This window comes from Rhodococcus shunpengi, assembly GCF_048381395.1.
Classification (GTDB): Bacteria; Actinomycetota; Actinomycetes; order Mycobacteriales; family Mycobacteriaceae; genus Rhodococcus.
In genome coordinates this window covers 163,173-176,646 of record NZ_JBLWIU010000036.1, presented here as the reverse complement: position 1 = coordinate 176,646, position 13,474 = coordinate 163,173, and the positions used below count along the sequence as shown (strand labels likewise).

The window sequence follows — 13,474 nt, the reverse complement described above, 5'->3', positions numbered from 1 at the left end:
CGGCACGGATCAGCGGGAGAGGTGCGCCTCGATGGTCGCCGCAGCCATCTCCCTACCGAACCGGATGGGCTCGACCGAGTGCTCGAACTTGCTGCCCGACAGGGCACCGTCGTAGATCAGCTGCACGCGCCGTGCCACCGCCTCGGACTCGGACACCCCGGCGAGACCGAGCAGTTCGACGAGCGTCGAGTTCAGCCATTCCCGGTGCGCGAGTACCGGTTCGAGTGGTTCCTGCGGAAACTCCGTCGCAGCGTTGGCGTACTGGCATCCCCGGAAGTTCTTCTTCGGCGCCGACTGCATCGCGAGATCGAAGAAGGTGAGGATCTTCGCGATCGGATCGTCGAGCGGTTCGACGGCGGCGTGCCACCGCTGCCGGTCGCGCCGGTCGAGGTCGTCCAGATAGGCGAGCACCAGTGCATCCTTCGACCCGTACGACGAGTAGAGGCTCGCGCGGGCGACGCCGGCCTCGGCGAGGATGCGGTCGATGCCCACCGCGCGGATGCCGTGCTCGGCGAAGAGCGCGCTCGCGGTGTCGAGCAGGCGTGTGGCGGGTGAGGGCTTGGACGGCGACCCCTCGGCTTTCCCCTTCGGACCGGCCGTGCCCTTCGGAGTGCCGGTTGATTCACTCTCGACGAACGTACGCACGTGCCCAGCGTAACGGACAGCGCGCGATAGACAGACCGTTCTATTCACAGTACGGTGGAGCACGTGACACACAGCCTTCTGACTCGCCGCCTGCACGTGGATCTCGTGCGGGTGTCGACTGCTGCGTGTTGTCGCTCCACTCTCTGACCGGCCTCGTCTGCGTGCGCCGCATGCCGTAGTCGCCCCGTCCGAAGACGAAACGGCGCCCCGTCGTGCCCGGACCGGTCACAGTTCCAACCCGCTTTCCCGGAAGGTGACCCCATGTCGCTGTATCTCTACGAACTCGTCCCCACCGAAGGCCAGGCCGAGGCTGCCATCAAGGCCTTCGACGATGCTGTCGTCGCTGCCGGCGGCGAACTGATCGAATCGCAGGTCACCACCGGTGGCACGCGCGTCTTCGCGATCGCCGAGTTCGACGCGTGCCGCCCCGCGCAGCTCGAGTCGGCCTCCCTCGATGTCGCCGAGATCGTCGGCCCGAACGAGGTCCGTCTTGTCGGCGCCGAGCTCGACCAGATCAAGGCCACCCGCCCCGAGGCCGGTTACCTCGTCGAATGGGACATCCCCGACACGATCGACATGGAGACCTACCTCGCGCGCAAGAAGGCGAACTCGCCGAAGTACGCCGACGTCCCCGAGGTGAGCTTCCTGCGCACCTACGTCCGCGAGGACATGGACAAGTGCCTGTGCTTCTACAACGCCCCCGACGAGGCCGCCGTCGTGCGTGCCCGCGAGGTCGTCAGCACGCCCATCGACCGTCTCCACTCCCTCGAAGGATAAGCATCCGATGACCGCGGCCATTGACCGAGCGAGCGAGCAACAGCGCGCGGCGATCGCAGAATTCGTACGCGATCGCGCCGCTGCTCTCGATCGCGGAGAAACCGACATCCGCACCGACATCGCCCGCACGGGCGAGCTCGGCCTGCTCCGCAAGGGGCTGGACGGGGAGTGTCTCTCCGAGATGGTCGCGGTCATCGACGAGGTCGCCGGCGAATCGCTCACCGTCGGCTTCTCGCTGTGGGCGCAGCGCATGGCGCTCGAATACATCGACCGCGCACCGCAGTTCCTGCGCGATCGTTATCGGGACGACCTCGCGTCCGGTCGCACGATCGGCGTCACCGCCATGGCCGCGGCCCTCAAGCATCTCGCCGGTCTCGGCGAACTGCCCCTCGTCGCCGAACGGACCGACGACGGCATCACCGTCACCGGCCCGATCCACTGGGCATCCAACGTCTTTCCCGACTCGGTGATCGTCTTCCCGGCCCGCACCGCCGACGGCGATCGCCTCGTCGCCGTGGTCCGCGCCGATGCCGAGGGCATCACCATCGCGGATTCGCCCGAACTGCTCGCGCTCGGTGCCACGTCGTCGACCTCGCTGAAGTTCGACGGTGTGCGGATTCCGCAGTCGCACATCCTCACCGAGGATCTCGCGAACTTCTGCGGTTCGATCCGGCCGACCTTCATGATGTTGCAGACGTCGTTCTGCGTCGGCATCGCACGCGCGTCGCTCACGGAGGCGGCCGGCCGTCTGCACGGACTCGGCGAGCAGTTCACCGGTGAGTACGAAGAACTTTCGGCGCGTTACGAGTCGCTGCGCGAGCGGCTGTACCGCTTCGCCACCGATCCCGCCTCGATCGCTCCCGCGGAGTTCATCCGTCTGCGTCTCGACGGTTCGGTGGTCGCGGTCGCCGCGACCCGCCTCGAGGCGACGCTGCGCGGCGGCGCCGGATACGCGACGGCCAGCGCCACCAACCGCCGGTTCCGTGAGGCGGCCTTCCTGCCCATTCAATCGCCGTCGGAAGGACAGCTTCGGTGGGAACTGTCGCAGTACGAATAACGAACGGATACAAGAGTTTCGCCGGCCGCCGTAGCCCGGTCCTCCAGGGGGTGGACCTGGATATCGCGACCGGCGAGTTCCTCGTCGTGCTGGGCAGCAGCGGTAGCGGCAAGTCGACGCTGCTACGGATCGTCGCGGGTCTCGATCACCTCGATCGCGGTTCCGTCGACTGGCCCGACACCGAGGGCGACAACCGTCCGCACACCGGAATGGTCTTCCAGCAGCCCTTCCTGATGCCGTGGCTCACCGTGCGCGAGAACATCGCCTTCGGTGGACGTTTCGCCGCGCACCGCGAGCGGTTCGACACCGCCTACGCCGATTCGCTCCTCGAGCGTTTCGGCCTTTCCGCGCTCGCCGGCTACTACCCCGACCAGCTGTCCGGTGGTCAGGCCCAACGTATCGCCGTCATCCGCGCCGTCGCGGTGCGTCCGCGACTGCTGCTGCTCGACGAGCCGTTCAGCGCCCTCGACCCGGCCACCCGTTCCGATCTGCGGTCGTGGCTCGGCGAACTCGCGCGCGATCTCGGTTTCACGACGGTCCTCGTCACGCACGACATCGACGAGGCGCTCGAACTCGCCGACCGCATCGCACTGTTCGGGAGTTCGGGCGTGGTGCAGCAGGAATGGACGCTCGGCGGCATGTCGGCGCTCGACCGCGACGCGCTGCGTCCGGCCATCCTGGCGCACTACCGCGATTCGTCGCTGTCCGCGACATGACCGATTCGGGCCTGTTCAGCCGTCGCACCCTCATGCGCGGTGCGCTCGGCCTCGCGGCTGCCGGTGGTATCGCCGGCACGATCGACCTCGCGCGCACCGCGACCACCGACCGCGCCAACCGCACAGGGCAGTTGCGCATCGGTTACCTGCCGATCACCGACGCCGCGCCGCTGCTCGTCGCGCACGGGTCGAGTCTGTATCCCACCGGCGTCGTCGATTCCGCGAAGCCGGTGCTCTTCCGAAGCTGGGCATCGCTGGCGGAGGCCTTCATCAGCCGACGCGTCGACGTCGTGCACCTGCTCATGCCCATGGCCGTCCAGTTGCGGTACAGCCTCGGCAGTTCCGTGCGGATCCTCGGCTGGAACCACACCAACGGCTCGGCGCTGACGGTCGCCCCGCACATCACCGATCTGAGCGATCTCGCCGGGCAGACGGTGGCCATCCCGTTCTGGTGGTCGATCCACAACATCGCCCTGCAGCAGCTGCTGCGGGCGCACGGACTGACACCGGTCGTGCGGGAGGCGCCGTCGAAGTCCGCGCGCACCGTGGGTCTCGTCGTCATGGGTCCGTCAGACATGATCCCGGCCCTGGCGAACGGCTCGATCGCCGCGTTCACGGTCGCCGATCCGTTCAACGCCGCGGCGGAGGTTCGCGGGGTGGGGCGGATCCACCGCTTCCTCGGCGATGTGTGGCGCGACCACGCGTGCTGCGCCCTGCTCGTGCACGAGGACCTGATCGAACGCGACCCCGTCGCCGTGCAGGCCCTCACCGACTCCGTGGTCTCCGCCCAGCTGCAGATCGGCGCCGACCGTCCGGCCGCGGCCGCGATGCTGTCCGCCGGATACCTGCCGCAGCCGTTGCCCGCGATCACGAAGGCGCTGACCTATCCCGATCGCGAGGCCGGCACGGTGCACCCGCAGTGGCAACCGCAGCGCATCGGCTACCAGCCGTTCCCCTTCCCGACCTTCACCGCGGCGCTGATCGAGGCGATGCACGACACCGTCGTCGACGGCGACACGCGGTTCCTCTCGCGCCTCGACCCTGCGACCGTGCACGACGACCTCGTCGACGACCGGTTCGTCCGCACGTCCCTCACCCGCGTCGACGGCACCGATGCCTTCGGCCTTCCCGCCGATCTCACCCGCACAGAGGAGGTCGATCCTTCGTGAGCGCCCCGACCAGCACGGCGCCGGAGACGGCCCGCACCGCCCGGCAGTTGCCTCTCGTCCCCCAGGCCGTCGCCATCGTCATCGCTGTGGCCCTGTGGTGGCTCGTGACGACGGTGCTCGTCGCGCCGGATTCGCTCGTGCGGGACTTCGCCCCGCAGTACGTCTTCCCGGCGATCGTCGATCTGTTCGCGCGCGGCGTGCTGTTGCCCGACACCCTCGCGAGTCTGTGGCGGTTGCTGGTGGGTCTGCTGATCGCCGCGACGCTCGGCATCCCGCTCGGGCTGCTGATCGGACTCAACCCGCTCGTCGAGCGCGCGACGATGCCCATCATGCAGTTCCTGCGGATGATCTCGCCGCTGTCCTGGGCGCCCATCGCCGTGGCGCTGTTCGGCATCGGGCACCAGCCGGTCTTCTTCCTCATCGCCGCCGCCGCGATCTGGCCGATCGTCATCAACACGGCTGCCGGGGTGCACGGCATCGACCAGGGCTATCTGATGGTCGCCCGCTCGTTCGGCGCGACGCGTCTCGAACTGCTCACCACCGTCGTCCTACCGGCCATCCGCGCGCAGGTGCAGACAGGTCTACGGGTCGGCCTCGGTATCGCGTGGGTCGTGCTCGTGCCTGCCGAGATGCTCGGCGTGCGGTCCGGTCTCGGCTACCAGATCCTCAACGCCCGCGACCAGCTCGCCTACGACCAGGTCATGGCCGTGATCGTCGTGATCGGCTTCCTCGGGTTCTGGCTCGACTGGGCGGCGCGGCACCTGCTGCGCGAACGGCGTAAGCCGGTGAGCGTCGAGGAAGCCGACCGCCCGCTCTGATCTGAGGTCAGGACTCGAGCGGCGTCAGCACGAAGACGGGAAGCACCCGGTCGGTGCGCTTCGCGTACAGCGCGTCGTTCGGCCACGTCTGCAGCAGCACCTGCCACAGCCGCTCGCGTTCGTCGCCCTCCGCGATCCGCACCGACACCGCGTATTCGTGCCCGTCGTACAGCACCTGCGCCCGGTCGGCCGCACGCAGGTTGACGGCCCAGGACGGCGCCTTCGGATGCCCCCAGTTCGAGCCCACCACGAGCCATCCCCCGTCGTGCGGCACGCACAGCAGCGGTGTGGACCGCGGCTCCCCGGTCTTGCGGCCCTTCACGGTGAGCACGAGCGACGGAAGTCCCGCGATCGCGAGCAGGGTGACCTTGCCGCGTGTGAGCCGTTGGATGGTCTTGTCCACCGCGATGATCGGCCGTGAATACCGCGGCAGCCACGGCAACGCTCCGATACGGACAGCGACCGGTCGGAGCGGATTCATGCGGCTATCTCCCCCAGGCTCCCAGCAGCGTTCGGGCTGCAGCGACGACGGCCAGCGGCTGATCGATCATCGGATGGTGGCCGGAGGCCGGAAGATCGATCAGCAACGCATCAGGGCCGAGATTATCGACGATCCGCCCGTAGAGCGCGTCGTCGATGATGCCGCGTTCGCAGCGGAAGTAGGCGACGGCGCATCCCGGATTCATCACCTCGAGGCTACGGCGCCCCTCACGTCCCATGCGGAGATTGTCGAATTTCCACGACCAGCCCCCAGCGGGCACCGCGTCGCCGTCATCGCCGTCGACCTGCTTCAGCGACCCGCGGGCGATGTGCTCGAGCACGTAGGGTTCGGCGTCGTCCTGCGGCGGCACGAGGCGGAACCGTGCGACGGCGTCCTCCGCCGCGGCGTAGACCTTCGGCGGTCCGGCGTTCGCGACGGCCTTCGCGCGCATCTCGAGTTCCTCGGGCGTCATGTCGCGGATCGGCGAATCGATGATCACCACACCGGCAAGTTCGTCGCCGTGGAGATGGGAGGCCGCGAACGACACGATCCCGCCCATGCTGTGGCCGATGAGGACCGGCGGACCGCTGATACCGCCGGCCCGGGCCGCGGCGAGAACCTCCGCGGACCACGCTTCCAGGGTGTAGTGCTCGCGGTGGTCGCTGTCGCCGTGACCGCTCAGATCGAGAGCGACGACGCGACGTCCGGCGGCGAGCTGCGGGCCGATGTGGTCCCACCACCCCGAATGCGCCATGCCGCCGTGGACCAGCACGACGCCCGGCAGACCGGATTCGCCCCACGCCCGGAAGGCGATGGTCGCACCCGCTGCCTCGACCTTCCCGGTCTCGACGGGTGCGGCCAGGGCGTCGACGAACCACTGAGGAGCAGATCCGTTATTGCTCATCACCCGAACTTATGTCAGATGTGACGAGCGCCAACATCCGGGCCATCAGTTCGATCCGTTGCACGTCGAATTCCGGCTGCGGATGCACCGTCGACGCCAGCGCTTCGCCGTCGAACATGTGCACGAGCGACAGCAGCAGGGTGTCGAAGACGTCGGACGGGAACCGGGCCGCGACCGGCAGCGACCTGCCGAAATCGACGATCTGGGCGTGGTAGCGCTCGGCCATCGGCGCCAGATGCTCCCGCAGCGCCGGATCGGTGCGCGCCGCGCCGAGCAGTTCGTACCAGGCGGCGTTCATCGGCGCTCGGCAGGCGGTGCGCAGCAGTTCGAGGCACACCCGCAGCGACTGGGAGATGTCCGCGTGCTCGTCACCGAGCGCCGCGAGGCCGGCCTCGAAGTTCGCGAACTGGCGTTCCCGGACGGCGTCGGCCGCCGCGATCATCAGATCGAGTCGTGTCGGGAAGTGCCGGAACACCCCACCCGACGACACCCCCGAGCGCCGGCACACCTCACCGATCGTGGTCGCGGTGTAGCCGAGCTCGGCGAGGGAGGTGATGGTCGCGTCGAGGATGCGACCGATCGTCTCCTCCCTGCGCTCCTGCTGGGTGCGGCGTACTGCGGGTGCGCTCACGCGACGGGCTCACCTGCCGGGGTGCGGATCGGCGCGGGTCCGCGCTCCTCCACTCCGGCGCGCAGGAACCGGCCGGTGCCGACGGTGCGTCCGTAGCCGGGCACGAACTCGCCGTCGCGGTAGACCACCCGGCCGGCGACCGCCGTCGCCGTCACGGCGCGATCGTTGCGGTTGACCATGCGGCGGATGCCGCCGAACTCCTCGAGCGGAGCCTCGTGATAGGCGTCGACGTCGGCGTTCAACCCGGCAGGATCGACGACGACGAAGTCGGCGCGGTCGCCCACCCGCAGGTGGCCGGCGTCGATTCCGTAGAAGTCACCGAGTTCGCCGGTGAGCTTGTGGACGGCCTCGGGCAGCGTGAGGAACGGCTTGCCCGCCTTCTCGGCGTCGTGGACGCGGCGCAGCAGGCAGATCGCGAAGTTGTAGAAGGCCATGTTCCGCAGGTGGGCGCCGGCATCCGAGAATCCCACGGTGACGCCGGGCGTGCGAATGAGTCGATCGGCGACCTTGCTGCGGTCGTTCGCGATCACGGTGTGCCACCGGAACTTCCGGCCGTGCTCGACGACGAGGTCGAGGAAGGTGTCGACGGGATGCAGCTTTCTTTCGCGCGCGATGTCGCCGATCGACCGGCCGACGAGTGAGGCGTCGGGGCATTCGACGATCCGGGTGTCGTCGAAGTCGCGGTGCCACACGCGGGGTGAGAACTTCTTCTCGAAGTCCTGCCGGAACCAGCGGCGGTAGGCCTCGTCGCGCAGCAGGTCGTTGCGGACGAGTTCGTCCTGCAGATGCAGTGCGGCACGGCCCGATCCGAACTCCTCGAAGACGACGAGGTCGATGCCGTCGGAGTACACCTCGAAGGTCGTGGGCAGGTGCTGCCAGCGGAAGGCACCCTTGCCGATCCGATTGGCCGCAAACGCGATCGGACCGAAGATTCGGTTGACCCACCGTTCGGCCTTCGTGTCGGCCGCGGCGAGCACCGACGCCTTCATCGGCTTGCGTCCGATGCCCGTGCTGGCGAGGGCGAAGAACGCGACGTCGTACTTGGTGTTGAGGTTCGGCACGGCCTGCAGGATGCGACCGCGTCGGCGCAGGATCTTGTGCAGGCGGCGGAATTCCGACCACGACGCGTGGGTCGACGGCAGGGTGCGCGAGCGGTAACGGTCGCCGTCCATCTTGTCCCACGGGTTCGTCATCGTCGACACTCCGAGGAAGCCCGCGTCGAGGGCGTCCTCGACGCGCGCGTCGATGTCGGCGAGTTCGGCGCGGGTCGGGCGGTTCGCCGACTCCGTGGAGCGTCCGAGTCCCATCACCGACGCGCGGACGTCCGAATGCCCCACGAAGGCCGTCACATTCGGTCCGAGCGGCAGCTTGTTCAGCGCCTCGATGTATTCGCGCGGCGTGCTCCAGGTCTTGGACTTCTCGAGAGCCGAGAGGACGTGCTCTCGCGGAAGCGCCTCGACACGGCTGAACAGGTCGGCAGCGTCGACCGGCGGCACGAACACCGTCGAGATCGAGCAGTTGCCCATGAGCACGGTCGTGACGCCGTGCCGCACCGACTCGGACAGACCCGGACCCACGAGCACTTCGGCGTCGTAGTGGGTGTGGGTGTCGACGAAGCCGGGCATCACCCAGCGGCCGTGCGCGTCGACGACCTCGGTGTTCGGGCCTGCGGGAAGGCTGTCGGAGGTCGCGGTGACGACGACCCCGTCGCGGATGCCGAGGTTGCGGACGACGCCGGGCGCGCCCGTCCCGTCGAACCAGAGACCACCTCGGACGATGACGTCGAAATCCCCATGATTGTGATCCACACCACTCATGGCGCGAGGGTAACACGAAAAAGAGGTCGCGCACTCTCTAAATTCCCGACCCCGATCGTCGAGCTCACCAGCCTGCACGCCGGAGCCACTCCGCAACCTCGACGGCCTGCCGCTCACCCGCCCGATATGCCGGACGTCGCCTGGCGCCGTCGAGCGGGTCGGGACCGAACACATCCACAGCGTCGCGGTCCGGTTCGATCGTTACGACGCGACGTGCCCTCGCCGCGGCGAGTTCCCGCTCGAGATGGTCACGTGGAAACAGGTGCGCGAACGGATCGACGACGACCAGCACATCCGCCCCGGTCCCGAGGTCCGCATTGGTTCCTGAGCGGATACCACCGTCCATGTACCGCCGACCACCGATCGTGATCGGCGGGTACGCACCCGGCATCGCGGTACTCGCCGCGACGGCGGTGGGCAACGGCACCCCACTCGTCCGGGACCACACCACGGGCTCACCGGTGTCGACGTCCACCGCCGTGATGAGCAGTCGCCGAGCCGGCCAATCACGGACGGCGATCAGCGAACCCGTCCGGGCGATGTGCGCCTGTTCGGTCCCCGTGTCGGCGTCGCAGGCAAGCCGGCCGACACGGCGCCGAGCGGTCTCGGGGTCGAGGGCGGGGTCGGCCAGCACGGCCAGGACCGAGGCCGGTCCGGCAGGGTCGGGTTTTGGAGGAGGATTCTCCTCCGCGAGGAGAGGCGGAGGGTCCGCGAGACGCTCGAGGTCTCTTCCGGCCGCGAGCAGGGCACCCACGATCGCACCGGCCGACGTGCCGACGATCAGGTCGGCGCCGCCGAGGTCCGTCCCCTCACGGCGTAATCCACTCGCAAGCCCCGCCGTCCAGGCGGTACCCACGATTCCGCCGGCTCCGAGCACCACGGCGTATTCCGGGAAGGACTCCCCTTCGTCGGACGGCGGACCGTACACGGACTCCCCCTTTCGGTCGTCCCACTGGTCATGATGCGGCCGAGCCGGACGACCGTCTACGGTTCGGCCATGGATCTCGACACCACTCCGGCACTGCTCGTCGACCGCGACATCCTCGATCGCAACATCGCGCGGATGGCGCAGTCCGCCGCCTCGCGAGGCCTGTCGCTGCGACCCCACGCGAAGACGCACAAGTGCTCCGAGATCGGACGACGTCAGCTCGACGCGGGAGCCCGAGGTCTCACGGTTGCGACCGTCTCCGAGGCCGAGGTCTTCATCGAAGAGGGCTTCGACGACCTGTTCGTCGCGTATCCGCTGTGGGTCGACGCCGCCCGCGGTGCACGGTTGCGTGCGCTGGCCGACCGGGTGCGCCTCACGGTCGGGATCGATTCGGCGACCGGAGCCCAGCAACTCGTCGAGCACGCCGGCACCGCGATCGGTGTGCTCGTCGAGATCGACAGCGGCCACCATCGCACCGGCGTGCTGCCCGAGCAGGCCGGAGCCGTGGCGTCGGCGGCGCGTGAGGCAGGCCTCGACGTGCGCGGTGTCTTCACCTTCCCCGGCCACTCGTACGCACCCGACGCGCCGCGCAGCGCCGCCCGGGAGGAAGCCGACGCTCTGGCGGCCGCAGCGGAGTCGCTACGAGCAGCCGGGATCGAGCCGTCCGCGATCAGTGGTGGCTCCTCCCCCACTGCTCTTCTCGAAGTACCCACGGTCGCAACCGAACTGCGCCCCGGGGTGTACGTCTTCGGCGACGCCCAGCAACTCGAACTCGGCGCGGTGAGCGAATCCGACATCGCGCTGACCGCCCTGGCGACCGTCGTGTCCGCTCGCGACGAAGTGGTCGTGCTCGATGCCGGTTCCAAGGTGCTCGGCGCCGACCGGGCCGCGTGGGCCACGGGGTACGGACGCATCCTCGGGGAACCGGACGCACGCACCACGGCACTGTCGGAGCACCACGCGACGGTTCAGTGGCCGGAGGCGTCGACCCGCCCACGACTCGGCGACAGGGTCCGGGTGATTCCCAACCACGTCTGCAATGCCGTGAACCTCGCGGACGAACTGATCGTGATCTCGAACGATGAAGTGGTGGACACCTGGCGGGTGGTCGCGCGAGGATGTACGACGTGATGCGCAGACGTCTGGCCTGCCTGACCGCAGCGGTGGTACTGCCGCTGAGTGCGTGCGCGTCCGAATCGACCGCGCCGGACACCGAGACCATCACAGGGGCGACCACCGCAGGGACGGCGGCCACCGAGACCGTCACGGACGCAACCGCCTCCACGGTGTCCGGAGCCGGTGGGGCGGACAGGGTGGACGGGGTGCCCCGCGTGGCCGGGACCGTGGCGTCCGGACTCGACACGCCGTGGGGGATCGCCTTCCTGCCCACCGGTTCCGCGCTGGTCACCGAACGCAACAGTGGCCGGATCGTCGAGATCATCAACGGCGAGGTCCGCGAGGTGGGCCGCGTCGGCGAGACCCTCGCGCAGGGCGAGTCGGGATTGCTGGGGATCGCGGTGTCGCCGACCTTCGACACCGACCGCTTCGTCTATCTCTACGTGACCACCGCCAGCGACAACCGGGTACTTCGAGCCGTTTTCGACGGCACCACGCTCACCGAACCGGAGGTGATCCTCGACGGCATCCCGGCCGCTCGGATCCACGACGGCGGGAGGATGATCTTCGGTCCCGACGGGATGCTGTACGTCGCGACCGGCGAGGCGGGCCGCCGCGAACTGGCGCAGGATCCGAATTCGCTCGGCGGCAAGATCCTTCGCATCACGGGCGACGGCGAACCCGCGCCCGGCAATCCCGATCCGGCATCGCCGGTGCACTCGCTCGGTCACCGCAACGTACAAGGACTCGCGTTCGACGACCGGGGACGGTTGTGGGCGTCGGAATTCGGGCAGAACGACGTCGACGAGTTGAATCTCGTGGCGGCGGGCGCGAACTACGGCTGGCCCGTGGTCGAAGGAGCCGGGGGCTCCGGCGAATTCGTCGATCCGGTTCTCACCTGGCCGGTCTCGCAGGCGTCGCCGTCGGGCCTGGCGTGGTCCGACGGCAGCCTCTGGATGGCAGGCCTGCGCGGAGAACGACTGTGGCGCATCGATGTTCAGGACACCGCAGCAACCGCGACCGACTTCTTCGTCGGCGAGTACGGAAGATTGCGGACCGTCGTCGCCGCGCCGGACGGCTCACTGTGGCTGACGACGTCCAATCGAGACGGTCGCGGCAGCCCGGCCGGCGACGACGATCGCATCCTCCGGATCGAGATCTCCTGACGATCAGGGGACGAGAACGACGACCGTCTCGGCGACCAGCGCCGGGCGCTCTCCACCCTCGATCTCGATGGTGTATCCGACGACGAGGTTCGCACCCTTGGCGGTGCGCTCGAGCGACTTGAACTCCGCGCCGGCACGGATCCGCGAGCCGACGGGCACCGGCGCGGGGTAACGAACCTTGTTGCTGCCGTAATTGACCTTCATCTTCAGGCCTTCGAGGGAGAAGATCTGGGTGCCGAGGACCGGCAGCAGCGACAGGGTCAGATAACCGTGGGCGATGGTCTTGCCGTACGGGCCGTCCTTCGCGCGCTCGGGGTCGACGTGGATCCACTGGTGATCGCCGGTGGCCTCGGCGAACAGGTCGATGCGCTTCTGGTCGATCTCGATCCAGTCGCTGTAGCCGAGGTGCTCGCCGACGGCCTTCTCGACCTCGTCGATTCCGTTGAAAACCCGCATTGTTGCTCCTGTCGATGTGCGGCGACGGTCAGAGACCGGCTCGCCTGAGGGTGACGCGATAGGTGTAGTGCTCGGGCAGAAAGTAACTCACCGACAACTCGGTGGGCACCCCGTCGTCGTTCGAGTACAACCGGTCGACGCGCAGCAGGGGATGTCCCACCTCGCAGTTCAGCTCGCTCGCCACCTGGTCGGTGGCGAGCGCGACCGTGATGGACTGTGCTGCTTCGACGATCGGGCTGTCGAGATGCGGTTCGAGCAGCCCGATCATCGTGTTCCGGCTGGACGCTCCCGCTTGGAGCTCCGGCGACTCGAGTACGTGCGCGGCGACAGGTTCGGGCAGGTGAACCGTGGTGAGCACGAACGGGATTCCGTCGTGCAGTCGCTTGAACACCGCCGTGTACAGCACGTCGGTGTCGAGACGCAGTCGGCTCGCGGCGTCGATGTCGACTCCGCGTCGCAGCGGCGAGACGATCTGCATGACCGTGTCGGCCGACAACGCGAGCAGATCCTCGATCGAGCCGAGCTGGCGCCGGTAGCGCCGGCCCGACTCGTTCGCGAAGGTGCCGCGGCCGGGAACGCGGTAGACGATGCCGTCGGCCACGAGATCCTGGAAGGCGCGACGCACCGTCTGCCGGCTCACGCCGTGCTCCTCGGCGAGTTCGGCCTCCGTGGGCAGCCGTGTGCCGTCGCTGTACCGTCCCGCCTCGACGGCCTCCCGGAGCTGGCGCGCGAGTTGCGCGTACGCCGGTTCCGTTTCCCGCACCTTGTAGTCCATGACGGACCGATCCTAGCG

The 13,474-nt window shown here is 68.6% G+C and carries 16 protein-coding genes; 8 read left to right on the top strand and 8 right to left on the bottom strand.

Going from position 1 to position 13,474, the window contains the following annotated elements; translation table 11 throughout:
* Positions 1-9: 9 nt before the first annotated feature.
* Positions 10-645 carry a TetR/AcrR family transcriptional regulator gene (locus ACNJ7K_RS25085; protein ID WP_120280423.1) on the bottom strand — a complete coding sequence of 212 codons (636 nt, stop codon included), beginning with the start codon at positions 643-645 and terminating at the stop codon, positions 10-12.
* Positions 646-699: 54 nt separating this feature from the next.
* Here ACNJ7K_RS25085 and ACNJ7K_RS25080 point away from each other — a divergent pair, with 54 nt between their 5' ends.
* The 6 genes from ACNJ7K_RS25080 (at position 700) to ACNJ7K_RS25055 (ending at position 5,182) form a co-directional block, all read left to right on the top strand.
* On the top strand, positions 700-792 hold the full coding sequence (locus ACNJ7K_RS25080) for a putative leader peptide (RefSeq protein ID WP_367269394.1): 93 nt from the start codon (positions 700-702) through the stop codon (positions 790-792).
* 114 nt (positions 793-906) lie between these two features.
* Positions 907-1,422, top strand: coding sequence for a DUF4242 domain-containing protein (locus ACNJ7K_RS25075; RefSeq protein ID WP_016694511.1), 516 nt, complete (start codon positions 907-909; stop codon positions 1,420-1,422).
* A 7-nt stretch (positions 1,423-1,429) separates the two neighbouring features.
* On the top strand, positions 1,430-2,479 hold the full coding sequence (locus ACNJ7K_RS25070) for an acyl-CoA dehydrogenase family protein (protein WP_088898274.1): 1,050 nt from the start codon (positions 1,430-1,432) through the stop codon (positions 2,477-2,479).
* The gene (locus ACNJ7K_RS25065) at positions 2,455-3,195 is read left to right on the top strand and encodes an ABC transporter ATP-binding protein (RefSeq protein ID WP_172414956.1); all 741 of its coding nucleotides are present in this window, start codon (positions 2,455-2,457) and stop codon (positions 3,193-3,195) included. Before ACNJ7K_RS25070 ends, ACNJ7K_RS25065 begins: the two co-directional genes overlap by 25 nt.
* Positions 3,192-4,364: an ABC transporter substrate-binding protein gene (locus tag ACNJ7K_RS25060; RefSeq protein WP_088898275.1), complete on the top strand. Its 1,173-nt coding sequence runs from the start codon at positions 3,192-3,194 to the stop codon at positions 4,362-4,364. The genes ACNJ7K_RS25065 and ACNJ7K_RS25060 overlap by 4 nt, the downstream gene beginning before the upstream one ends.
* Positions 4,365-4,411: 47 nt before the next feature.
* Positions 4,412-5,182, top strand: coding sequence for an ABC transporter permease (locus ACNJ7K_RS25055; RefSeq protein WP_269072686.1), 771 nt, complete (start codon positions 4,412-4,414; stop codon positions 5,180-5,182).
* A 7-nt stretch (positions 5,183-5,189) separates the two neighbouring features.
* On the opposite strand, the gene ACNJ7K_RS25050 is transcribed toward ACNJ7K_RS25055, so the two are convergent.
* From ACNJ7K_RS25050 to ACNJ7K_RS25030, 5 genes are all read right to left on the bottom strand, one after another.
* Positions 5,190-5,663, bottom strand: a complete 474-nt coding sequence (locus ACNJ7K_RS25050) for a nitroreductase family deazaflavin-dependent oxidoreductase (RefSeq protein ID WP_487042389.1) — start codon at positions 5,661-5,663, stop codon at positions 5,190-5,192.
* Positions 5,664-5,667: 4 nt separating this feature from the next.
* A complete protein-coding gene (locus tag ACNJ7K_RS25045; protein WP_174246984.1) occupies positions 5,668-6,567 on the bottom strand; it encodes an alpha/beta fold hydrolase in 900 nt (299 codons plus the stop codon).
* Positions 6,557-7,198 carry a TetR/AcrR family transcriptional regulator gene (locus tag ACNJ7K_RS25040; RefSeq protein WP_487042388.1) on the bottom strand — a complete coding sequence of 214 codons (642 nt, stop codon included), beginning with the start codon at positions 7,196-7,198 and terminating at the stop codon, positions 6,557-6,559. The genes ACNJ7K_RS25045 and ACNJ7K_RS25040 overlap by 11 nt, the downstream gene beginning before the upstream one ends.
* Positions 7,195-9,015, bottom strand: a complete 1,821-nt coding sequence (locus tag ACNJ7K_RS25035) for an N-acyl-D-amino-acid deacylase family protein (RefSeq protein ID WP_487042387.1) — start codon at positions 9,013-9,015, stop codon at positions 7,195-7,197. Before ACNJ7K_RS25035 ends, ACNJ7K_RS25040 begins: the two co-directional genes overlap by 4 nt.
* A 64-nt stretch (positions 9,016-9,079) precedes the next feature.
* On the bottom strand, positions 9,080-9,943 hold the full coding sequence (locus ACNJ7K_RS25030) for a patatin-like phospholipase family protein (RefSeq protein ID WP_159417483.1): 864 nt from the start codon (positions 9,941-9,943) through the stop codon (positions 9,080-9,082).
* A 69-nt stretch (positions 9,944-10,012) separates the two neighbouring features.
* Between ACNJ7K_RS25030 and ACNJ7K_RS25025 the strand changes: the two genes are divergently transcribed.
* Positions 10,013-11,074, top strand: a complete 1,062-nt coding sequence (locus tag ACNJ7K_RS25025; RefSeq protein WP_230790589.1) for an alanine racemase — start codon at positions 10,013-10,015, stop codon at positions 11,072-11,074.
* Positions 11,074-12,225: a PQQ-dependent sugar dehydrogenase gene (locus ACNJ7K_RS25020; RefSeq protein ID WP_487042572.1), complete on the top strand. Its 1,152-nt coding sequence runs from the start codon at positions 11,074-11,076 to the stop codon at positions 12,223-12,225. Before ACNJ7K_RS25025 ends, ACNJ7K_RS25020 begins: the two co-directional genes overlap by 1 nt.
* 3 nt (positions 12,226-12,228) lie before the next feature.
* On the opposite strand, the gene ACNJ7K_RS25015 is transcribed toward ACNJ7K_RS25020, so the two are convergent.
* Both ACNJ7K_RS25015 and ACNJ7K_RS25010 read right to left on the bottom strand, forming a co-directional pair.
* Positions 12,229-12,681 carry a MaoC family dehydratase gene (locus tag ACNJ7K_RS25015; protein ID WP_159417481.1) on the bottom strand — a complete coding sequence of 151 codons (453 nt, stop codon included), beginning with the start codon at positions 12,679-12,681 and terminating at the stop codon, positions 12,229-12,231.
* 28 nt (positions 12,682-12,709) lie between these two features.
* Positions 12,710-13,456 (bottom strand): GntR family transcriptional regulator, encoded by a 747-nt coding sequence (locus ACNJ7K_RS25010; protein WP_120280430.1) that lies wholly within the window; start codon positions 13,454-13,456, stop codon positions 12,710-12,712.
* Between the last annotated feature and the right edge of the window lie 18 nt (positions 13,457-13,474).